The organism is Bradyrhizobium sp. SZCCHNRI1009 (assembly GCF_032487575.1).
Classification (GTDB): domain Bacteria; phylum Pseudomonadota; class Alphaproteobacteria; order Rhizobiales; family Xanthobacteraceae; genus Bradyrhizobium.
The window spans coordinates 207,483-227,314 of sequence record NZ_JAUEUL010000007.1; the positions used below are offsets into that span (position 1 = coordinate 207,483).

General features: G+C 67.3%; 19 protein-coding genes and 1 tRNA gene. 9 read left to right on the forward strand and 11 right to left on the reverse strand.

Going from position 1 to position 19,832, the window contains the following annotated elements:
- Nucleotides 1-34: 34 nt before the first annotated feature.
- The 3 genes from QX010_RS15510 to rplU all read right to left on the reverse strand — a co-directional run bounded on the left by QX010_RS15510 (nucleotide 35) and on the right by rplU (nucleotide 1,560).
- Nucleotides 35-625 (reverse strand): GNAT family N-acetyltransferase, encoded by a 591-nt coding sequence (locus QX010_RS15510; RefSeq protein WP_316180351.1) that lies wholly within the window; start codon nucleotides 623-625, stop codon nucleotides 35-37.
- A 142-nt stretch (nucleotides 626-767) separates the two neighbouring features.
- On the reverse strand, nucleotides 768-1,037 hold the full coding sequence (rpmA, locus tag QX010_RS15515; RefSeq protein ID WP_315715952.1) for a 50S ribosomal protein L27: 270 nt from the start codon (nucleotides 1,035-1,037) through the stop codon (nucleotides 768-770).
- A 139-nt stretch (nucleotides 1,038-1,176) separates the two neighbouring features.
- Nucleotides 1,177-1,560: a 50S ribosomal protein L21 gene (gene rplU / locus QX010_RS15520; RefSeq protein WP_035648644.1), complete on the reverse strand. Its 384-nt coding sequence runs from the start codon at nucleotides 1,558-1,560 to the stop codon at nucleotides 1,177-1,179.
- 350 nt (nucleotides 1,561-1,910) lie between these two features.
- Here rplU and QX010_RS15525 point away from each other — a divergent pair, with 350 nt between their 5' ends.
- From QX010_RS15525 to QX010_RS15535, 3 genes are all read left to right on the forward strand, one after another.
- Nucleotides 1,911-3,050 carry an ROK family protein gene (locus QX010_RS15525; protein ID WP_316180353.1) on the forward strand — a complete coding sequence of 380 codons (1,140 nt, stop codon included), beginning with the start codon at nucleotides 1,911-1,913 and terminating at the stop codon, nucleotides 3,048-3,050.
- Between the two features lie 473 nt (nucleotides 3,051-3,523).
- Entirely contained in the window at nucleotides 3,524-4,180 is a 657-nt protein-coding gene (locus QX010_RS15530; RefSeq protein ID WP_409997874.1) for an outer membrane protein, read from the forward strand.
- A 230-nt stretch (nucleotides 4,181-4,410) separates the two neighbouring features.
- A tRNA-Ser gene (locus QX010_RS15535) sits at nucleotides 4,411-4,500 on the forward strand.
- An 87-nt stretch (nucleotides 4,501-4,587) separates the two neighbouring features.
- Here QX010_RS15535 and QX010_RS15540 read toward each other — a convergent pair.
- Nucleotides 4,588-5,763, reverse strand: a complete 1,176-nt coding sequence (locus QX010_RS15540; protein WP_316180355.1) for a Gfo/Idh/MocA family oxidoreductase — start codon at nucleotides 5,761-5,763, stop codon at nucleotides 4,588-4,590.
- 11 nt (nucleotides 5,764-5,774) lie between these two features.
- Entirely contained in the window at nucleotides 5,775-6,830 is a 1,056-nt protein-coding gene (locus QX010_RS15545) for a sugar phosphate isomerase/epimerase (RefSeq protein WP_316180357.1), read from the reverse strand.
- Nucleotides 6,831-7,293: 463 nt separating this feature from the next.
- On the opposite strand from QX010_RS15545, the gene QX010_RS15550 reads away from it, so the two are divergent.
- Nucleotides 7,294-8,052 carry a DUF2786 domain-containing protein gene (locus QX010_RS15550; RefSeq protein ID WP_316180360.1) on the forward strand — a complete coding sequence of 253 codons (759 nt, stop codon included), beginning with the start codon at nucleotides 7,294-7,296 and terminating at the stop codon, nucleotides 8,050-8,052.
- A gap of 47 nt (nucleotides 8,053-8,099) precedes the next feature.
- On the opposite strand, the gene QX010_RS15555 is transcribed toward QX010_RS15550, so the two are convergent.
- Nucleotides 8,100-8,708: a hypothetical protein gene (locus tag QX010_RS15555; protein ID WP_316180363.1), complete on the reverse strand. Its 609-nt coding sequence runs from the start codon at nucleotides 8,706-8,708 to the stop codon at nucleotides 8,100-8,102.
- A 191-nt stretch (nucleotides 8,709-8,899) separates the two neighbouring features.
- Between QX010_RS15555 and QX010_RS15560 the strand changes: the two genes are divergently transcribed.
- Nucleotides 8,900-9,235 carry an MmcQ/YjbR family DNA-binding protein gene (locus QX010_RS15560; RefSeq protein WP_316180365.1) on the forward strand — a complete coding sequence of 112 codons (336 nt, stop codon included), beginning with the start codon at nucleotides 8,900-8,902 and terminating at the stop codon, nucleotides 9,233-9,235.
- 41 nt (nucleotides 9,236-9,276) lie between these two features.
- Here the strand turns inward: QX010_RS15560 and QX010_RS15565 are convergent, their stop codons facing one another.
- Entirely contained in the window at nucleotides 9,277-10,305 is a 1,029-nt protein-coding gene (locus QX010_RS15565; protein WP_316180367.1) for a hypothetical protein, read from the reverse strand.
- A gap of 505 nt (nucleotides 10,306-10,810) precedes the next feature.
- Between QX010_RS15565 and QX010_RS15570 the strand changes: the two genes are divergently transcribed.
- The 3 genes from QX010_RS15570 (at nucleotide 10,811) to QX010_RS15580 (ending at nucleotide 14,938) form a co-directional block, all read left to right on the forward strand.
- A complete protein-coding gene (locus QX010_RS15570; RefSeq protein WP_316180369.1) occupies nucleotides 10,811-11,308 on the forward strand; it encodes a YchJ family protein in 498 nt (165 codons plus the stop codon).
- Between the two features lie 398 nt (nucleotides 11,309-11,706).
- Nucleotides 11,707-13,215: a bifunctional class I SAM-dependent methyltransferase/glycosyltransferase family 2 protein gene (locus tag QX010_RS15575; RefSeq protein WP_316180370.1), complete on the forward strand. Its 1,509-nt coding sequence runs from the start codon at nucleotides 11,707-11,709 to the stop codon at nucleotides 13,213-13,215.
- Nucleotides 13,216-13,348: 133 nt separating this feature from the next.
- The gene (locus tag QX010_RS15580) at nucleotides 13,349-14,938 is read left to right on the forward strand and encodes a hypothetical protein (protein ID WP_316180371.1); all 1,590 of its coding nucleotides are present in this window, start codon (nucleotides 13,349-13,351) and stop codon (nucleotides 14,936-14,938) included.
- Here QX010_RS15580 and QX010_RS15585 read toward each other — a convergent pair.
- Genes QX010_RS15585 through QX010_RS15600 form a run of 4 tightly spaced genes read right to left on the reverse strand, consistent with a single transcriptional unit; the run spans nucleotide 14,878 to nucleotide 17,442 of the window.
- On the reverse strand, nucleotides 14,878-15,408 hold the full coding sequence (locus QX010_RS15585; RefSeq protein ID WP_409997873.1) for a DoxX family protein: 531 nt from the start codon (nucleotides 15,406-15,408) through the stop codon (nucleotides 14,878-14,880). The two genes, QX010_RS15580 and QX010_RS15585, sit on opposite strands and share 61 nt — an antisense overlap.
- Entirely contained in the window at nucleotides 15,408-16,190 is a 783-nt protein-coding gene (locus QX010_RS15590) for a DNA-binding domain-containing protein (protein ID WP_316180373.1), read from the reverse strand. The genes QX010_RS15585 and QX010_RS15590 overlap by 1 nt, the downstream gene beginning before the upstream one ends.
- Nucleotides 16,177-17,097 (reverse strand): DUF692 domain-containing protein, encoded by a 921-nt coding sequence (locus QX010_RS15595; RefSeq protein ID WP_316180376.1) that lies wholly within the window; start codon nucleotides 17,095-17,097, stop codon nucleotides 16,177-16,179. Before QX010_RS15595 ends, QX010_RS15590 begins: the two co-directional genes overlap by 14 nt.
- Nucleotides 17,098-17,136: 39 nt before the next feature.
- Nucleotides 17,137-17,442, reverse strand: coding sequence for a DUF2282 domain-containing protein (locus QX010_RS15600; RefSeq protein ID WP_315800665.1), 306 nt, complete (start codon nucleotides 17,440-17,442; stop codon nucleotides 17,137-17,139).
- A 292-nt stretch (nucleotides 17,443-17,734) separates the two neighbouring features.
- Here QX010_RS15600 and QX010_RS15605 point away from each other — a divergent pair, with 292 nt between their 5' ends.
- Nucleotides 17,735-19,828, forward strand: a complete 2,094-nt coding sequence (locus QX010_RS15605) for an adenylate/guanylate cyclase domain-containing protein (protein ID WP_316180461.1) — start codon at nucleotides 17,735-17,737, stop codon at nucleotides 19,826-19,828.
- Nucleotides 19,829-19,832 lie beyond the last annotated feature (4 nt).

Below are 19,832 nucleotides of genomic sequence, written 5' to 3' on the forward strand. Positions count from 1 at the left end.
CGGGACGACACGAGTGATGGAGCGGTCGCCTCGGCTAAATCCGCCGCCCCGCATTGGCCCAGGCCTTCGGCGACGACCAGACCCCACGGGTCAGGCGGAAGGCGTCGATGGGCGCCGAGGAGCCGATCACCTCGAAGCGGTGCAGCTCGACGCCGGTCCATTGGAAGCCGCACTTTTCGAGGATGTTGCGCGAGGCTGGGTTGCTGACGCGGGCGTGCCCGATCAGCACATTGTCCTCGCTCGTCTCGAAGAAATGGTCGATCGCGGCGCGCGCGGCTTCGGTGCCGAAGCCGCGGCCCCGATGCGCAACGCCCAGCCAGTAGCCGAGCTCGGCGCGGCCTGTTGCTGGTCGATTGATCCCGACCATCCCGATCGGCGTGTCGAGGTGCTCGATCAGGAAGGCGGTCTCACCCGTCTGCTCCAGCCCGCGAACGAAGCGAGCGGCATCGACCTCCGAATAGGGATGCGGCAGGCGGCGGGTATTCTCGGCGATAACACGGTCGTCGGCGAGCCGGGCGATGGCTGTCACGTCCGCGAGCACCGGCGCCCGCAGCGTCAGCCGGGGGGTCTCGAGGACGCAAGGTCTCGCCTCGCGCAAGGTGGGGGTGGTGATGTCCTGCAGCATGTCGGGCTCCATCGACGCTTCGGGATCAGTTTCGGATCAGCGAAAATGAAAAGGGGAGGCCGGTTGTCCCGCCTCCCCTGGAGCCATCTGGCGCTCCGCCGGTTCATCAGGACCCGGCGGACGCGTATCGTTCCACCGTATTCTATTCAGCAGCCTCGGCGGCTACCGGACGCACCGAAATGAACGTGCGGTTAGCGCGGGCATGGAATTCGACGACGCCGTCGATTTTCGCGAAGATCGTGTGATCCGTGCCCATGCCGACGTTGAGGCCGGGATGCCAGGTCGTGCCGCGCTGACGCGCAATGATGTTGCCGGGAATCACGCGCTCGCCGCCGAACGCCTTGATGCCGAGGCGCTTGCCCTTGGAGTCGCGTCCGTTGCGGGATGAACCGCCTGCCTTTTTGTGAGCCATCGCTCGTCTCCGATCTCTTGCGATCACCTTTAGCGCGATTCCGCTAAGGGATCATTCACATTTGCAACCTGCGCGGACAAAAAATCCACGCGCGATGAGGATCAAGCCGGTGCGGCGCGCGAGACGCGCGCCGGCACGCTTACTCCGCGGCGTCGGCCGCCGGGGCTTCCGCCTTGGCCTTCTTCGGGCGTGGGCCCTTGGTCGGCTTGGCGTTGTCGGTCAGGATCTCCGAGACGCGGATCAAGGTCAGCTCGTCACGGTAGCCGCGCTTGCGGCGGGAATTCTTGCGGCGGCGCTTCTTGAACGCGATGACCTTGGGACCGCGCTTATGGTCCAGCACCTCGACGGCCACGGACGCGCCGGCCACCGCAGGGATGCCCAGCACCGGCGTATCGCCGCCGACCACCAGCACCTCGTTCAGCTGCACGATCGTCCCGGGCTCACCGTCGATCTTGCCAATCTCGAGCACATCATCCGGGGCGACGCGGTATTGCTTGCCGCCGGTTTTGATGACTGCGAACATCGTTCTCATCCTTCGTGTTCGGTCCCGGCCTCAGAGCGCGATGGCCCCGGGTCGGCTTCTTGTTCAGTCGTTATGGTTCATGGAGTCCGGCCCGATCGGGGCCGGCAGTTACGTCCGAGGCTTTGACGCCTCCGAAAAGAGCGCAACGACAAACGGCGCAGGAACGCCCGCGCCGGTCGATCGGGCGCTTATAGCGGGGTGAGCCGGCGAGTCAAGGTGAATGGACGGTTGCCGGCCGGACGGATGCCCGGCCCCCCCGGCCGCTATTCGCTCGACCCGGCGCACCGGACCCGCAACCAACTGTTCCCTCCGCCGTTGTTCGAGCCCAACGTACAACAGGGCAGGATCACATGGCCGACGACGTCATGACCACCACGGGCATCGCCCGCCACGGCGCCGCGCGGCTGCCGTCGGTCGAGATCGACAGCTTCAACATCGAGCTCAAGGACGAGGACGGCTTCCTCGGCGACCGCGCCTCCAAGGGCGCCTTCCGCAAGATCCTGGAGCGCTGGCGCAAGCCGTTGCGCAAGTCCGGCAAGGACCCGTTCGGCGACGAGGACAGCGAGACCATCAGCAAGAAGACGCTGGACGCGATCCTGGTCGGCGACGACACCGAGGCCTCGGCCGTGGTGCATTCGGCGATCGAGGAGTTCGCCCAGGAGCTTGCCCATGTCACCCGCCGCTTCCTGCGCACCAAGGCCTGGGCCAAGACCGAATGCATCGTGGTCGGCGGCGGTTTTCGCGATTCCCGGCTCGGCGAGCTGGCGATCGCGCGCACCGAGATCATCCTCAAGGACGAGGGCTTTGGCGTCGAGCTGGAGCCGATCCGCTATCATCCCGACGATGCCGGCCTGATCGGCGCACTGCATCTGGCGCCGTCGTGGATCTTCGAGGCCCATGACAGCATCCTCGCCGTCGACATCGGCGGCACCAACATCCGCTGCGGCGTCGTCGAGACCGCCTGGAAGAAGTCGCCGGATCTGTCGAAAGCGTCGGTGTGGAAGTCCGATCTCTGGCGCCATGCCGATGACGAGCCCACGCGGGAAGGTGCGGTCAAGCGGCTCGCCAAGATGCTGAAGGGGCTGATCGAGGAGGCTGACACCGAGGGCCTCAAGCTTGCGCCTTTCATCGGCATCGCCTGTCCCGGCGTCATCAACGAGGACGGCTCGATCGAAAAGGGCGCGCAGAACCTGCCGGGCAATTGGGAGAGCAGCAAGTTCAACCTGCCGGCCAGCCTGGTCGAGGCGATCCCGATGATCGGCGACCACGACACCGCGGTGCTGATGCACAATGACGGCGTCGTGCAGGGGCTCTCCGAGGTGCCGTTCATGCAGGAGTTCGAGCGCTGGGGCGTGCTGACCATCGGCACCGGCCTGGGCAATGCCCGCTTCACCAACCGCCGCAAGGAGAACGGCCGCAAGGACAAGGACGACAAGTCCAAGGAGGACAAGGCCGACGACAAGAAGGCGGCCAAGAAGAAGAAGGATTGAGCATTGACGCGGCCGCACCGTGTCTGCCAGGGCCTGACGGGATGGCAATGTTGCGCTGCAGCAGGGGTGTCTCCCGGCGCCAGGACGTGCGGAAAACCGCCGTACAACCAGTCGGATGGGATGGAACCCGGTAACCTTGACTGGTTAGGTTAAGGAACGGTTCGCATTGCGATGCACGCGCAGATGGCCCAGGGTCGCCGGTGTCGCTCAGGCCGGCCGGATTGACCCCCGTCTCTTCCGTCGGTTTCCCCAAGATGTAGCGACACGGGACCGCCGGTATGTGTCAGCGTACGGCGGTCCCACCTTTGTCCCTGACCTCCCGTCGCCGGCCGCCGCGCCGACCGCAGGCAGAAATCGCCATCGATATCACGCAGGTCTATTTACAAACCGACTAGTCGGTTTATAGATTAATGTCCCAAATGCGGTGGGATTTTGACGGCGCAATCTCGCGCCGGATGGAGTGTGAGGACATGATGATCGGACGCGCAAGATACGGGATGGCCGCCATGGCGCTGGCGGCGCTGGGCTGCGGCGGGGCGGAGGCGGCGGACCTGGCGGCGACTTCCTACAAGGCGCCGGCCTATGCGGCCGCACCGGCGCCGTTCTCCTGGACCGGCTTCTATGCCGGCGCCAATGTCGGCGGCGCCTTCACCGGAAACGACTCCTTCACGAACGCCGCCGGCGGCAATGGCGGCAAGCTGTCCGGCGTGATCGGCGGCGGGCAGGCCGGCTACAACTACCAGATCTCGCCGATGTTCGTGGTCGGCATCGAGAACGATCTCGAATTCACCGGCCTCTCGCGCAAGGGCGACGTCGTCAATCCGGCCGTCAGCATGCCCTGGCTCACCTCCGGCCGCGCACGCGCCGGCATCGCGGTGCTCGACCAGCGCCTGTGGCTGTATGGTACGGCGGGTCTTGCGGCGGGCGAGTTGAAGGACGGGCCGATCCACAAGATGAAGATGGGCTGGACCGCGGGCGCTGGCGCCGAATGGGCGTTCCAGCCGAAATGGTCGGCGAAGCTCGAATATCTCTACACTGACCTCAAGCACGACGACCTGCCGGACTGGCGGGCGGCCAAGATTCACTCCGTGCGGGTCGGCTTGAACTACCATTTCGACCTGTTCCGCTGACGGGCGCTGCGCAGACCATCGGGTTCGACGGCCCGCGTCAGTCTGGGGCCGTCGGAGCGCGGGGCGAGCGGTGCAGCCGTTCAGCCGCCGCGTGCGGTCCGCTTCCCCGAGCGGACCGCAATGGCGCGCCTGCGCGAGCCCCCGGAAAATTTCGACCGGCTGCCTTGTCACTCCCCGCATCGTGCCCTAGAACGGCGCCCGACCCGGGGGCTCGCCCCTGATTTGCGCCTGGAGAGGTGGCAGAGTGGTTGAATGCACCGCACTCGAAATGCGGCATAGGTGCAAGCCTATCGGGGGTTCGAATCCCTCCCTCTCCGCCAGCAAAACGTTCGCAGATGTCCGTTGCAGTCTTCCGGCTGGCGTTCGAGCGCCTATAACGCCAGAAGCTTCGGGACGGCGTGTCGGCGTCAACTCATCCGGATCCACGCGCCCTGGGCGGCCGATGATCTGACGGCTGCATCGATGAACTTCACGCCGGCCAGGCCGTCCTCGATGGTCGGGAAGAGCACATCGCGATCCGGCTTCTCGCCGACCCTGGCCGCGCGGATGGCGTGGGCGGCCTCGGCGTAGATGGTGGCAAAGCCTTCGAGATAGCCCTCGGGGTGGCCGGAGGGGATGCGGGTGACGCGCGCGGCCGCGCCGAGCGTGCCCGCCCCGCCGCGGGTCAGGAGCTGCTTGGGCCGTCCGTAAGGCGTGAACCAGAGCTGGTTTGGATTCTCCTGCGCCCATTCGAGGCCGCCCTTGCTGCCGGAGACGCGCAAGGTCAGGCCGTTCTCATGACCGACCGCCACCTGGCTCGCCCACAGCATGCCCCTCGCGCCGCCTTTCCATCTGAGGAGGATCTGGACGTCGTCGTCGAGACGACGCCCCGGGACGAAGGTCGACAGCTGCGCGAGCAGCTCATCGAGCTCGAGCCCGCTGACGAAGCAGGCGAGGTTGTAGGCGTGCGTCCCGATGTCGCCGATGCAGCCGCCCGGGCCGGAGCGGGCGGGGTCGGTGCGCCACGCCGCCTGCTTGTGATCGCTCTGCTCCAGCCGCTCGGTCAGCCAGTCCTGGAGATATTCGGCGTGCACCAGCCTGATGTCGCCGAGCTCGCCGCTCGCGACCATCGCCCGCGCCTGCCGCACCATCGGATAGCCGGTGTAGTTGTGCGTCACCACGAACACCTTGCCCGTCGATCGGACTAGGGCCACCAGCTCTTCGGCCTCGGCCAAGGTCGTCGTCAGCGGCTTGTCGCATATCACATGGATGCCGGCCTGAAGGAAGGCTTTCGCGACCGGGGCGTGCACGTGGTTCGGCGTGACGATCGCGACCGCCTCGATGCCGTCAGTGCGCGCCGCTTCGGCCCTGGCCATCTCTTCGAACGAGCCATAGGCGCGATCCTCGGCAAGCCCGATCTCCTTGGCCGAGGCCTTGGCGCGGGTGGAATCGGATGCGAGCGCGCCGGCCACCAGCTCGAACTGGTCGTCGATGCGTGCGGCGATGCGGTGGACGGCGCCGATGAAGGCCCCTTGTCCGCCGCCGACCATTCCCAGCCGGATGCGCGCCTGTCGACCGGCTTCATGGCTTGCGTCGATGGCCATCTGTTCCTCCCTCAGGACAGGCCCAGCATCTTGCGGTTCGCCATGTCGTCGGTGCCGGAGCCGGCGAAATCATCAAAAGCCTTCTCTGTGACCTCGATGATATGGCTCCTGATGAACTCGGCGCCCTCGCGCGCACCCTGTTCGGGATGCTTGATGGCGCACTCCCATTCCAGCACGGTCCAGCTGCCATAGCCGTATTGCGTCAGCTTCGAGAAGATCGCGCCGAAATCGACCTGGCCGTCCCCGAGCGAGCGGAAGCGGCCGGCCCGATCGGCCCAGCTCTGGAATCCGCCATAGACGCCCTGGCGTCCGGTCGGATTGAACTCGGCGTCCTTGACGTGAAACGCCTTGATGCGCTCGTGATAGATATCGATGTAGGCGAGATAATCGAGCTGCTGCAGAACGAAGTGCGAGGGATCGTACAGCAGATTGGCGCGCTTGTGATTGCCCACCCGCTGCAGGAACATCTCGTAGGAGACGCCGTCGTGCAGGTCCTCGCCAGGATGGATCTCATAGGCGAGATCGACCCCATGTTCCTCCGCATGGTCGAGGAGGGGGCGCCAGCGCCGCGCGAGTTCGTCGAACGCAGCTTCGACGAGTCCAGGTGGACGCTGCGGCCATGGATAGATGTAGGGCCACGCCAAGGCGCCGGAAAACGTCGCATGCGCGGTGAGCCCGAGCCGCCGTGAAGCCTGGATCGCCCGCTTGACCTGATCTATGGCCCAATCGGTCCGCGCTTGCGGATTGCCGCGAACCTCGGGCGCCGCGAACCCGTCGAAGGCCGCATCATAGGCCGGGTGAACGGCAACGAGCTGGCCTTGGAGATGCGTCGAGAGCTCGGTGATCGCCAATCCGTGGCGCGCCGCAATGCCCTTCACCTCGTCGGCATAGTCCTGCGACTCGGACGCCCTATGGAGGTCGAAGAGCCGGCCGTCCCAACTGGGGATCTGAACCCCCTCATAGCCGAGCGAGGCCGCCCATCCGCAGATCGAATCCAGCGAATTGAAAGGCGCAGTACCTCCGGCGAACTGGGCGAGAAAGATGGCGGGACCCTTGATCTGCTTCATCGCATGCTCCCTTCTCCCCGTGGATGCGCCCGTGCACGCTCTCCGATAGTGCCATCGCACCGGCGCATCCGCCACGCTGGAACCACTCTGCGTTTCACCACCAGTCTCAATTTGCTGCGTCGGACGCTCGCGCTGCGCGCACTGCAATCCCGGCCGTAACGCCGGTCCTCGGCATCCCCCCCGCCAGGCTTTTCAAGGCGCGAGGCCCGTGAGATACAGTCGATGAGTGCTGTCTGCGAATGTCCCCGGTTGCTCCATCTGCCAATGACGAGCCAAGTCGATTGCGGTCCTCCAACGGCTCACCAGCACCATGAATGACGCCTGCGATGTCACTGGCCTGGGACGCACGACGCTTTGCGCATTGATGAGAACGAGGGATCACACGACGTCGATCGTCGGCGTCTGTTGGTGGGTGCTCGTGTCCACGGCGCAATCCTGCCGCGCCTTCTTTGGAGCCTGACCGGTGAGCCAGACATTCGATCGTCCCGCCGCTGATCCTGTCGCCCTCGACAGGCTCAAGGCCCGCATCCAGGCATTGCGCGCGAAAACCATCGCCAATGGCTGCACGGAGGACGAGGCGCTGTCCGCGGCCGCCAAGGTCGCTGAACTGCTCGATCGCCACGACCTGTCGCTGTCCGACCTCGAGCTGCGGGCGTCGGCGTGCGAGCGCAAGGTCTACGAAACCCATCGCAAGAAGCGCATTCCGCTGGACGACTGCATCGGCGCGATCGCGCATTTCTGCGATTGCCGGGTCTGGCGCGAGAAGAACCCGGCCGGCGAAGCGAGCTACGTGTTCTTCGGTCTCCCGGCGGATGTCGAGGTTGCGCATTATCTGGCGGAATTGATCGACAACGCCGTGCGCGCCGAGCTCGGCCGCTACAAGACCTCGGCCGAGTACCGCCGGTTCCGGCATCAGGACCGGCATCTCGCCAATGCCTCCTTCGCCCTCGGCATGGTGGTGTCGATCGCCGACCGCCTCGCGGCAATGAAGGCGAGCCGCGATCAGGCCAACGAAACCACCGGCCGCGGCCTGGTCGTGCTCAAGACCTCGGTGGTCGATGCCGAGTTCGACAAGCTCGACCTGAAGCTGCGGTCGGCGCGCAGCACGAGCCGGATGGTGTCGACGGCCGCCTATGAGGCCGGAGGTGCCGCCGGCACCACGCTCGCGATCAGTCCGGGCGTGAGCGGCGCCCCGCAACGGAATCGACCGAACGGGAACTGAACTCAGTCCCCAACGGTCGTTGCCTTGTCGCTGTTGCGGGCTTGCCCTCAGCTCTTCGCGCCCGGCCCCTTCAACGCATTCCAGGCCGCCTGATTGGCCTGATCGAACGCCTTGCGGGATTCGCTCAGGGCGGCACTGAGCACCGACCAGGACTCGCTGCCGGTCTGTTTCAGCTTCTCGAGATGAGCGCCGGCCGCCGACGCGTCGGATTTGAGCTGCTTCAGCACGGCGTCGAGATCGGTGGTGCCGGCCGTCGTCACCTTGGTCGCGGCCTCGCGAAACCTGTCGGCCGACTCGCGCCAAGCCTTGGCCTGGGCGGCGGCAATGTCCTTGAAGGTCGCCTGCTGCTGCGCGGCCTGCCTGCCGGCCGCTTCGAAATAGGCACTCATCTGCGCCTCGAATCCGGCCCAGTGCGCGTCCAGTTCCGTCTTCGCGCTGGCCAGCGCGGCTTCGCCGGCCTCGGCTTGCGTCTTGAGCAGGGCCTCGAGATCGCTGCGGCGCTTCTTCAGGTCCGCCATGATCTCGTCGGTCTTCACTTTGGATGCTGCTTCGGCCTCGGCTGCCTTGACGCCGAGCGACTCCAGCGCTGCATCCATCTCATGGAGGCGCTCCCTGGCCCAGTTCAAGTAAACCTGCATCGTGCTCTGTGCCGCCATGTCTTGCTCTCCTTTGATCGCATCCTGCGACAAGCCATATAGAAACGATGGCGTTTAGTTTTGACGTGCATCAAGGGCTTGGGGTGGCGGTCTTCACGTTCGCGTGCAGGGCGGCGGGGACACCGCATGGCGGACCGCGCTGGCCGGTGCTAGTCATATCCTTCGAATACGATCGCAAGAGGCGCGTCGAGATGACCGGTGACGAATTTCGCAGCCTCGCTCTGTCGTTCGCCGGAGCGACCGAGGCGCCTCACTTCGATCGCACCGCGTTCAAGCTGCACCGGACCTTCGCGACCCTCGCCGCCGATGGCGCATCCGCCAATGTCCTGCTCTCGCCCGACGAGCAGGAGCACCATGCCGGCCTGCAGCCCGGCGTGTTTCGCCGGGTCCCCAACAAATGGGGTGATCAGGGCTGGACCACCGTGTCGCTCGCCGACGTCGACGCCGCTCGCCTGCGCAGCGTGCTCGAGAGCGCGTGGCGCGCCGCGCATCGTCCGCCGCGTTCACGCGGCCGCAGCAGGCGCTGAGCCGACCCCGGCGAAACAATCGCCGGCGGCGACAAGAACTCTCACACCCTTCGCCCGACCATCAGCAGGATGCCGCCGATCTGCGGCAGGAGCGCCAGCAGGATCAGGCGGAGCATGACGAAGTCGTCGGCGGAGGGCTTCACCACGCCGCGCGACACCCACGCCACCAGCTTGATCGCGGCCTCGGTCTGCGGATCGGCGGTCTGGCTGACCGTGGACATCGCCGCGTCCAGCGCCAGCCGGCGCTCGGCAACGGCGGCCTCGCGCTCGCGGCAGAACTTGCCGACGCCGCCCTTGCACTCGCGGTCGCGCGCGGTCATGGCGTCGGCGAGCGCGGTCTGCGCCGCCTGCACCGCGGGCGTCACGCGCGAGGCGCGCGCCAAGGTGACGTCGCTGATGTTGGTGGAGGCGAAGCCGATGCCGGCGGTGACCGCGAACACGAAGGTCATCAGCCACACCGCCCAGCCGGTCAGTGCCGAGGCGCGGTGGCGCGCCTGCCACAGCCGAGCGGCGCAGGTCGGCATCACCAGCGCGACGAGGTCGGCGGTCACGCCGACAGCAAGGAACATATAGCCCGCGGTGCTGTTCGAGCCGAGCGAGTGGGCGAACCAGCCGTTCATGGCCATGCCGACCGCGGCGAGCGCCAGTGCGGCAAGTTGCAGCAGGACCGAGGAGGCGGTGATGCCAGCGCGCGCGGGCTTCGCCGGCGTGATCGGCGCGGCGGCCGGCACGACCTCGCCCGCGGTCGACGCTTCGCGCGGCGGTATCGTGGCCGGCGGCGTTGCGGCCGGGATCGCCGCGGCGGCCGCGCTGGCAGCCGCTCCCGTGCGGGACGCCTCGGCAACGGCCGGAGCTTTCGCCGGCTCGTTCACGTAGTCCAGGAAATCCGGCATGATCAGCGTCTCGGACGCGAGCATCTCGTCGTCGAGCGCCGCCATCTTGGCCTTCTCGGCCTTGTCGGTCCGGGGCCGCGGGCGTGGCTTGACGACCTTGGCGCGCTTCGGACGCGGCTTGGCCGTCTTCGGCTGCTGCCAGGGAATGATGGATGCGACTACGGACTCATCAGCCATCGGGGCTGCTCCAATCGGTGGTGATGGGCGCGACGCTGCGTTTGCACGCAGCGCTGAGCGCGCCGGCATCGGGTGCACGTCTGATCGGGAATCGGGCAGCGGCCCGCCTCGAAGCGGGCCTTCGTTCTTGCGGCCGGGCTGGCGTCGCGCGAAGAAATCGTTGGCGTCTCCCGCGCCCTGGTCCGCCGATGATGCGGAGGGCTTGCGGTCACAAGCGCCACGTAATGAGGCGGCGCCCGGAAGGTTCTGGTCCGCGCGGGGCCGGGCCGGTCAGCCGTGCGCCCAACACCCATGTTCTAAACCAATGGTTAACACGGATTCGCCGGTTTCGAAACCGCGCGGCGCGTGTGGCGGCAGCGGCAGTGGTGAACGCTGGCGACCTGCGTCTTTGGAGTCACAACCGCCGCGTGAGGCATACTTCTGTTCACTGATCGAACGAAGAGGTGCCGGCGCTTCTCGATCGCACTATGATGTCATTTCGGGATCGGAGCACCCACGTCACCTCATGCCATGTCCCTGCGGATCACAGCTTCCCTTCGACCGCTGTTGCGGTCCTTATCTGCTTGGCGACGCGATGCCGCCAACCGCCGAGGCGCTGATGCGCTCGCGCTACACGGCCTATACGCGCGGCGACATCGGCTACATCGAAGCGACGCTCGCGTCCGACAGGCGTGCTGCGTTCGACCCTGTCGCGGCGAAGAATTGGGCGACGCGCGCGAGCTGGCTCGGCCTGCGCATCGTCTCGTCGGCCCGCGGCCAGCCCGGCGACGCCGATGGCGTCGTCAGCTTCGTCGCCAGCTATCGCGAGGACGGCAAGCTCATCGAGCATCATGAGGTCTCGCAGTTTCGCCGCGACGACGACGGCGCCTGGCGCTTCGTCGAGGGTGACGCGCGCGCCGTCGTCACGGAGCCGAAGCGGGCGGCTGCCACCGCGAAGGTCGGCCGCAATGATCCATGCCCGTGCGGTAGCGGCAAGAAATACAAGTTCTGCTGCGGGCGGTGAGCGCGGCGGCATGTCTCGATCGCGGTGCATCGCTGTGTTGATAGGAGGGGGGAGCCGCGACTGCGGACTCGTCAGGTGCTTCCGTGCCCCCGCGCAGGCCGGCGCGCCGGCGCTCCAGCCGCTGGCGCCGGCGCCAATCTCGCGACGACGGTCCCGCGTCGCCGGTCTTCCCGCGCCCGCTTAGTTGCGAGCGCGAATGAGAAGCAAAGATCGGACGCATGCGGCGCGAACGATCGCGCGGGCCTCATTGTGGCCGGCGGATGTCTGCTCGTTTCCGTCGCGCGTCAGAGCCGGGGCGTCACGATGCCAACAGAGCGGAGGACTTCTCTGCCACCGCCTTGACTCCGCCCAACCGGGCTGGCCTAGAAGGACGTAGTTCCTAGCGGGGGTGGTATCAGGTGGCGGAGTTGGACGAGGCGGTCCGGCAGGACGAACGCGAGCGGCCGCAGGTTGCCGCAACCCTGTCGCCGGCAACGAAGGCGCTGTCGCCGCGCAAGGCGGCCATCCTCGACCATGCCAACCATTTCGCCGATGCGCGCGCCGACTGGCGCGACAAGGCGGCGTTCTTTCACGGCGAGGATGCGTGCTATCTGCGCTTCCTGATTCCGCCGGGCAGCCGCGTGCTGGAGATCGGCTGCGGCCTCGGCGATACGCTGGCCTCGCTCGCGCCGTCCTACGGCGTCGGCATCGACTTCAGCGAAAAGCAGATCGCGATCGCTCGCAGCCGGCATCCCGAGCTGACCTTCATTCTGGGCGACGCGGAGGATCCGGCCACGCTCGCCGCCGCCACCGGCCCGTTCGATGTCATCCTGGTGCTCGACACCATCGGCTCGCTCGACGACTGCCAGCAGTTCATCGCGCAGTTGCACCCGTTGTGCACGCGCGAGACGCGACTCGTCATCGGCTACTTCTCGCACCTCTGGTATCCGCTGCTGAAGGCTGCGGAAGCACTGGGCCTGCGGATGCCGCAGCCGGAGCAGAACGTGCTGTCGCCGGCCGACCTGCGCAGCCTGGCGCACCTGGCCGATTTCGATCCCGTCAAATCGGAGCAGCGCGTGCTGTCGCCGCTCCGGCTCTACGGCCTCGGCCGCTTCGCCAATCGCTTCCTCAGCGTGCTGCCGGGCCTGCGCGCGCTGGCGCTGCGACATTATCTGGTATCGCGATCGATGCGCTGCGTCAGCGACGACGTCCGCTCGGCGACGGTGGTGATCCCGGCGCGCAACGAGCGCGGCAACATCGAGCCGGCGGTCCGGCGCATCGCCACGTTCTGCAACGACATCGAGATCATCTTCATCGAGGGCCACAGCCAGGACGGCACCTATGAGGAGATGGAGCGGGTGCGCGCGGCGTTCCCCGATCACGACATCAAGCTGATGCGCCAGCCCGGCAAGGGCAAGGCCGACGCGGTGTTCACCGCGTTCGACGCCGCGCGCGGCGACGTGCTGATGATCCTCGATGCCGACCTCACCATGCCGCCGGAGCAATTGCCGAAATTCTTCGAGGCGCTGCGTTCCGGCAAAGGCGAGTTCATCAACGGCTCGCGCCTGGTCTATCCGATGGACGAGGGCGCGATGCGCTTCCTCAACCTCATCGCCAACAAGACCTTCTCCTACCTGTTCTCGTGGCTCCTGAATCAGCGTTACACCGATACGCTCTGCGGCACCAAGGTGCTCCGCCGCAGCGACTATGTCAGGCTCAAGGCCGGCAAGGCCTATTTCGGCGATTTCGATCCGTTCGGCGATTTCGACCTGATCTTCGGCGCCTCGAAGCTCAACCTGAAATCGATCGACCTGCCGATCCGCTACGCCGCGCGCAGCTATGGCGAAACCCAGATCTCCCGCTTTCGCCACGGCTGGATGCTGCTGAAGATGGTCGTGTTCGCGTTCTTCAAGATCAAGGCGATCTGAGGATGGCGTGCGCGCGCGGACCACGCCTGCGAGGTGGCGCCGATGCGCTTCATTGGAGTTCCCGCCGGAGCTGCTTGTGATCCGCGGTGACGGCCCTTCCCAAGATGCCGGCCAGAACTGTGCGACAAAGGACATGCCGCGCCGCGACGCGCTCGACCGCCTCACCCCGTTCGGCTGGCGCGGCGGCGTTGCGGTCGCGCTGCTGCTCTCGCTCGTGTCGTTCCTGACCGCCGGCTATTTCACCGTCTATTGGCGCAATGCCGACATGGACTTCATGGTGATCTACAGCGCGTTCGCCATGAACGACGGCGGCGCGCAGGTGTTCTTCGACCACCCGGCCTATCTCACCATCCTCTCGGTCGAGACCTGGTTCGCGCTGCTGCACCGGCTCGGCCTGCTCGACGCCTGGACGTTGTCGGCGATCCCCGCCGACCGCGCCGCTTTCGACGCGGCGATGACCAGCGCCGTCCATGCCGGACGCGTCGCCGCGCTGCTGACGGCCGCCGGCATCATCCTCGCCTTTGCCTGGGCCGCGCGCCGGCTGGTGTCCGATTGGCGCATCGCCATGCTCGCCGTCACCGCCTTCGCCTTCTCCGGCGGCGTGCAGATGCATCTGCGCATCCTGCGCAGCGAGATGATCGCGGCGTCGTTCTGCATCCTCGCGCTGATGATCCTGATCGCTGTGGCGCGCCGCGCCAGCCTGGCGCGGCCGCTCGCCGTCGGACTCGCCGCGCTGCTCTGCATGCTCGGCCTGGAGAACAAGGTGCATGCGATCCTGCTGATCGCCGCCATTCCTGTGCTGGTGTTGCCGTTCGGGACGGCGGCGAGCGCAAGCGTGGCGTTCTGGCAAAGCTCGCGCGCGTGGGCGGCCGTCATGGTTGCAGCCGTGGCGGCAATCGTCGCCGCGATCGCCGCCTGGCCGCTGATCGCCGCCGGCTTCGATCCTGTCAATGCAACGGCTGCCGGGCTCAAGCCGATACTGTTCGGCCGCTTCGGCATCTATCAGTTCGCGCTGCTCGGCGTGGTCGCGGCCTGCATGGTCGGCTTCGCGTGGCGGTGGCGGGTGAGCGCGGCCGAGACTGTCGCGGCACTGCTGGCGGCGGTGGCCGGCACAAGCCTCGGCGTGCTGGCACTGAAGCTGAGCTACGACATCAACGATGTCGTGGTCGTGCTCAATCCTCTCGAGAAGATGATCACCTATGTCGACGCGCCCGAGGCCGCCGGCAGCCTCGCCGGGGCAGTCGGCCTGCTGCTATCGGGGGTGCTGGGGGTCATCCGGCGCTACACCTTCGTGCTGCAATCGTCGGCCCGCCCCGCGGTGTTCCTGACCTGGCTGGTCATCCCCGGCATCGTCATCGCCTGGCGCCGCGGTGAGCGGCAGGCGGCCATCCAGGCCGTCCTCCTGATGCTGGCGGCCATCGGCATCGACACGCTCGGCGTCCGCCGCGGGCTGAAGGTCGAGTACTTCGTCTTCACCGATCCCCTGATCATCATCGCCGGCATGGTCCTGCTCGATCGTCTGTCGGACCTGCGCTTCTCCCGCTTCGCCTATCCGATCGGCGCGGCGCTGCTCGCGCTCCATGTCGGCATGAGCCAGGCCGAGCCGGTCAAGATGGCGCTCAAGCGCAGGGGGCCCGAGGAGGTCTGCGAGTGGCGCGGCTACTACATGCCACGGCTGGCGCTGCCCTGGTGCGCGCCGCCGAACAGCCCGCCGAGAACGTGATCGAGCGAGATCTTTCCGCCGCCATGGGCGATGAGGCCCAGCGCCATCGCCGCCCAGGTCAGATGGATCGGCCAGCCGTCGGGCACTGTGAGCTCGACGATGCACGTCATGAACAGCAGGCCGAGCGCCGCGAAGCGGGTGCCGAGGCCGAGAATGAGCAGGACGGGGAAGCCGACCTCGCCGCAGCCCGACAGGAACGCCATCACCGTCGGCATGGGAAAGTGATATGGCCCGCCGGGTAGATGCAGCATGAACTCGTCGCTGAACAGGGTCACGGCGGTGTCGCTCAGCCTGAGAAAGCCGTCCCATTTGAGAATGCCCGAGCGCCAGAACGGCACGGCGAGCGCAATGCGAGTGACGAGCTGGACCAGGGTGAGCGGGGTCGCGCTCTGCAGCAGCCGCACGGCCTGGCCGACGAGGGAAGGCAACGACAGCGTCGGGGTCGGCGCCATGGAGTGGTCCGTCGTCATCATGCGTCCTCGAAAGTGATGTCCGTGAAGGCGCCGGCCTCGATCAGGCCGGCTACGTTGGCGGCGAGATCGAACTCCGGCGCGGCCTCGAACGCGGCTTCCGCAGCGACGTCGAGCGGCTGCCGCGCGACCAGCAGGCTCGCGAAGATCGCGCCGCCTCGTGGCAGGTGACGCACGACGACGTCGAGCGCGGGCCGCGTGATCAGCGCGTCCTCCGGAACCGAGCCATCAATGCGCGGCACCGGGGCATCGCCGCGGTTGGCCGAGAAGATCGTGACCGCCGCGAAATCCGAGCGCACGATGCGGGTGGCGGGATGAGCGGCGAAGCGCAGCATGGGCAGCCGCTCGGGCGGCACCGTCGCCAGCGTGGCGCCGTCGAGCGGCGCGGCGTCTGCCGCGTGATAGGCGTCGAGCCAGGCCCGCTCGATCTGTGCGACGTCCGTCAGGAACGGCATCGTTCGGGCGTGCTCGTACCCTGCAATGAAGGCGGGGAAGTCGCGTCCATAGTCAAAGAGCAGCGGCGACGCCGGCGGCGTTTCGCGCACATGCGCCCGCGCCATCGCGCGGAAGAAGTCGGGGCCGGTGATGCGCTGCACCGCCGGATAGATCGCGATGAGCGACTCGATCAGGCTGACCGTGACGTTGTTGCGGTAGACGTTGAACCGACGCCCGGCCGCCTTGGCCAGCGGACCCCTGACGGCGACAGGCGTCGCGCGATCCGGCGTCAGCAGCGCCGCGGCGAACTGGGCGGCGTAGCCGGAAACCTGCTCAGGCTGCGGCATCGCGCACCTCCTGCGAGCAGCCGGGAGCGTGGTCATCGAGAATCGTCTGCGCGGCCGTGGCCTCTGCCTTCAGCACCGGCCAGTCCGGAATGTTGCTGTCCCATTCGATCAGCGTCGGCGTCGGACCGTTGCGCGCGATCACGCTGGCGAACAGGGCCCACACATCGTAGGCGACGGGGCCGTCATGGCTGTCGATCAGCAGCGGCTCACCTTCATCGTCGGCCTGCACGGCGTGACCGGCGAGATGAATCTCGCCGACAGCGGCGAGCGGAAAGTCGGCCAGATAGTCCTGTGGCGAGAAGCCATGATTGATCGCGGAGACGAACACGTTGTTGAGGTCGAGCAGGAGCCCGCAGCCGGTGCGGCGGACGATGGCGCGGATGAAGTCGGTCTCGCTCATCGTCGAGTCGTGGAAGGCGACGTAGGTCGACGGATTTTCCAGCAGGATCGGCCGGCGAATCGCGGCCTGCACCTCGTCGATATGGTCGCAGACCCGTGCCAACGTGGCGGTCGTGTAGGGCAACGGCAGCAGGTCGTTGAAGAACGTCGTATCGTGCGTCGACCATGCCAGATGCTCGGAGACGAGGCTTGGCTGATAGCGGGCGACGAGCTTGCGGAAGCGCGCGAGGTGGTCGCGATCGAGCGGCTGCGGGCCGCCGATCGACATGCAGACGCCGTGGATCGACAGCGGATGATCCCTGCGGATCGCCTCGAGCTGACGATGCGGCGGCCCGCCGGCGCCCATGTAGTTCTCGGCATGGACCTCGAAGAAGCCGCGCTGCGGCGCCTCGGCCAGGATGGCGGTCAGGTGCGACGGCTTGAAGCTGGTCCCGGCGACGCCGCCGAGAGGTGGCGGAAAGCGAAGCGGCATGGTGGGGCACGGTGCAGGGGGGGCATCGGTGCGCATGCTGCGTCTCCGCTTTCCGCTTGGGGTGAACGAGAGCGATCAGATCGGCTTCAGCGAGCCCTTGCGGCCGCCGGGCACGTCGATGCTGGTGCAGGTGCCGCCCTGGACGAATTTCCACGCGTTGCCCTGGAAGTCGATCGTGGAGGTGCCCTGGCAGGTCGTGCCGGGACCGGCGGCGCAATCGTTCTGGCCCTTCAGGGCAACGCCGAAGCATTTCTCCTTCTTGGCGGCCATTGCGGCTTCCGCTTCGGCCTTGGTCAGTGGCCCAGCCATTGCGAGGCTTGCGAGCGCGGTGCTGACGGCGCCGGCGAGCGCCAGCGTGGTGACGGTTCTCTTGGCGGGCATGACGATTCCTCTCGTGTTCTGCATCGCTCGCTTGGCGATGCGCATCTCTCCTTCGCCCGCAGCCACGAGAATGTTACGCGGCGATTCCGCTCACGACCCTGTGAGCGGTATTGCGTGCTTCGGAGCTGCGTCCAGTCGAACGCAGGCGGGTTCGAAGTGCCAATGCTTTGCAGGCATCATCGACTTAGCCAGCCGGCATTGGTGGCGCACGTCATGAGAGCGCAGTCTGGCGGCTCCCCGTCGGGCGCAGCCCCGCGCGCCGATCGGTCCGATCGGAGATCGACCTGCGATGATGGCGAGCGAAAACAGCCGAGTGCCGCGCCGAGACGCCGCCGGCGAGCGGTTGACCGTCAGCATCCGCTTCGTCGTGTCGGCGCTGGTGCTGACCGCGATCCTGCTGACGGCGCTGGCCTCTAGCCTGTTGTGGTGGCGCACCTCGGAGGCGATCAGCCGTCAGCTCGCCAGCACCATCAATGCGCAGATCGCGAGCGCCGTGCGCAAGGAGGTGAGCGCGATCGTCAGCGAGGCGCGCGCGGCGCACACCGCCATCCGCACGCTGTTCCTGCAGAACGTGCTCGACACCCGCGAGGCGGACAAGCGCGAATTCGTGTTCCTGTCGCAGCTGCAGTCGCAGGCGACGATCTCATCGGCGGCGTTCGGCTGGCCCGACGGCTCGTTCTTCGCTGCCCACAAGCTCGGCGACCGGCGCCTGGAGATGATGGAGATCTCGCTGACCGATCACCCCGGCCAGCGCCGCGTCGATGAATACGACGTCGTGCCCGGCGACATCGAGTTCGCGTCACGCCGCTTCGAGCCGACCCGTTTCAAGGTCGCCGACCAGCCCTGGTTCAAGGAGAGCCTCGCCGCGGACGAGCCGCGCTGGTTCAGCGTCGATCATCACCCGAGCGGAGAACGCCCGGCGATCGCGCTGGCCGGCCCGATCGACGTCTATCAGGAGCGGCAGGGCGTGCTCGCCATCATCATCGAGCACGCGCGCATCGCGCGCTTTCTCGCCCAGCTTCAGGTCGGACGTACCGGCAGCGCGTTCATCCTGACGCATGACGGCGGCTTGGTCGCGGCGCCTGACGAGACCGCCGACGAGGTCAATGCCGGGCAGGGCCGCCAGCCGCTGCTGCCGATCGCGCAGCAGGCGATGCGGTCCTCGCGCGACGGCGGCGACGCCTGGCGCGGCCGCGTGCAATCGGGCGACGGCGCCTTCGAGGTGGCGCGCACGGCGCTGCCGTTTCCCGGCTGGTCGCTGGTCACGGTGATTCCGGAAGCGGAGTTTCTCGGCCCGGTCGACGCGGCGCTGCGGCGCGTGATCATCGGTCTCGGCATCGGCGCCGTGCTCGCGGCGCTGGTCTCCGCCGCGCTGGCGCGTGCCGTGATCGCCGCGCCGCTCGGGCGCGTGGTGGCCGAACTGCGCCACGTCGAGGCCTTCGCGCTCGAGCAGGTGCGCCGCCATCCGTCGCGGCTGCGCGAGATCGCCAGCCTGTCCGGCGCCATCGCCGAAATGGCCGGCGGCCTGTCGTCGTTCCGCAAGTTCATTCCCGCCGATCTCGTCCGGCAATTGCTGCGACAGGGCGTCGATGCCAGGCCGGGCGGTCATGTCCAGGAGCTCAGCGTCATGTTCATCGACATCGCCGGCTTCACCGGCCTGTCGGAGCGCATGGGCGACCGCGTCGTGCCGCTGCTGTCGCGCCATCTCGATCTGATCTCGACCGTCATCGTCGATCACGGCGGCACGATCGACAAGTTCATCGGCGATGCCGTGATGGCGTTCTGGGGCGCGCCGGCCGCGCAGCCGGATCATGCGGGTCTGTGCTGCCGCGCCGCGCTGGCGTGCCGGGACGCGGTCGCGGCCAGCGGCCTTTGCGACGATGACGGCCGGCCGCTCGCGATCCGCATCGGCATCAACTCCGGTCCCATGCTGGTCGGCAACATCGGCTCCGAACTGCGTCTCAACTATACGGTGATCGGCGATGCCGTGAACGTCGCGAGCCGGCTCGAGGGCGCCAACAAGGTCTACGGCACGGACATCCTGATCGGCGAGGGCACCGCGCGGCTGGCGGGCGAGGCGTTTCTCACCCGCGAGATCGACCGCATCGCCGTCTATGGCCGCGAGGAGGGCCTGCGCGTCCACGAACTGGTCGGGCTTGCGGAGAATGTCGCCGCGCAGGACATGCGCTGGATCGCGCACTACGCGCGCGGACTGCGTGACTATCGCGCGCAGGACTTTGCGGCTGCCAGCGCGGCCTTCGAAGCTGTCCTCGCGCTCAAGCCCGGCGATCGCTCCGCCGAGTCCATGATCGCGCGCTGCAGGCCCCTGGCAGGCACGCGGCCGGATCATCATTGGCATCCGGTGACGGCGCTGACCACGAAGTAGCGGT

Excerpts from the sequence above, each read along its gene's own strand:
- QX010_RS15510 (WP_316180351.1), bottom strand. The coding sequence starts at position 625 with ATGCTGCAGGACATCACCACCCCCACCTTGCGCGAGGCGAGACCTTGC.
- QX010_RS15590 (WP_316180373.1), bottom strand. The coding sequence starts at position 16,190 with ATGCCGCAGCCTGAGCAGGTTTCCGGCTACGCCGCCCAGTTCGCCGCG.
- QX010_RS15600 (WP_315800665.1), bottom strand. The coding sequence starts at position 17,442 with ATGCCCGCCAAGAGAACCGTCACCACGCTGGCGCTCGCCGGCGCCGTC.
- QX010_RS15530 (WP_409997874.1), top strand. The coding sequence starts at position 3,524 with ATGATCGGACGCGCAAGATACGGGATGGCCGCCATGGCGCTGGCGGCG.
- QX010_RS15525 (WP_316180353.1), top strand. The coding sequence starts at position 1,911 with ATGGCCGACGACGTCATGACCACCACGGGCATCGCCCGCCACGGCGCC.
- QX010_RS15605 (WP_316180461.1), top strand. The coding sequence starts at position 17,735 with ATGGCGAGCGAAAACAGCCGAGTGCCGCGCCGAGACGCCGCCGGCGAG.
- QX010_RS15595 (WP_316180376.1), bottom strand. The coding sequence starts at position 17,097 with ATGCGCACCGATGCCCCCCCTGCACCGTGCCCCACCATGCCGCTTCGC.
- QX010_RS15540 (WP_316180355.1), bottom strand. The coding sequence starts at position 5,763 with ATGGCCATCGACGCAAGCCATGAAGCCGGTCGACAGGCGCGCATCCGG.
- QX010_RS15565 (WP_316180367.1), bottom strand. The coding sequence starts at position 10,305 with ATGGCTGATGAGTCCGTAGTCGCATCCATCATTCCCTGGCAGCAGCCG.
- rpmA (WP_315715952.1), bottom strand. The coding sequence starts at position 1,037 with ATGGCTCACAAAAAGGCAGGCGGTTCATCCCGCAACGGACGCGACTCC.
- QX010_RS15555 (WP_316180363.1), bottom strand. The coding sequence starts at position 8,708 with ATGGCGGCACAGAGCACGATGCAGGTTTACTTGAACTGGGCCAGGGAG.
- QX010_RS15580 (WP_316180371.1), top strand. The coding sequence starts at position 13,349 with ATGCCGCGCCGCGACGCGCTCGACCGCCTCACCCCGTTCGGCTGGCGC.
- QX010_RS15560 (WP_316180365.1), top strand. The coding sequence starts at position 8,900 with ATGACCGGTGACGAATTTCGCAGCCTCGCTCTGTCGTTCGCCGGAGCG.
- QX010_RS15545 (WP_316180357.1), bottom strand. The coding sequence starts at position 6,830 with ATGAAGCAGATCAAGGGTCCCGCCATCTTTCTCGCCCAGTTCGCCGGA.
- QX010_RS15585 (WP_409997873.1), bottom strand. The coding sequence starts at position 15,408 with ATGACGACGGACCACTCCATGGCGCCGACCCCGACGCTGTCGTTGCCT.
- rplU (WP_035648644.1), bottom strand. The coding sequence starts at position 1,560 with ATGTTCGCAGTCATCAAAACCGGCGGCAAGCAATACCGCGTCGCCCCG.
- QX010_RS15570 (WP_316180369.1), top strand. The coding sequence starts at position 10,811 with ATGCCATGTCCCTGCGGATCACAGCTTCCCTTCGACCGCTGTTGCGGT.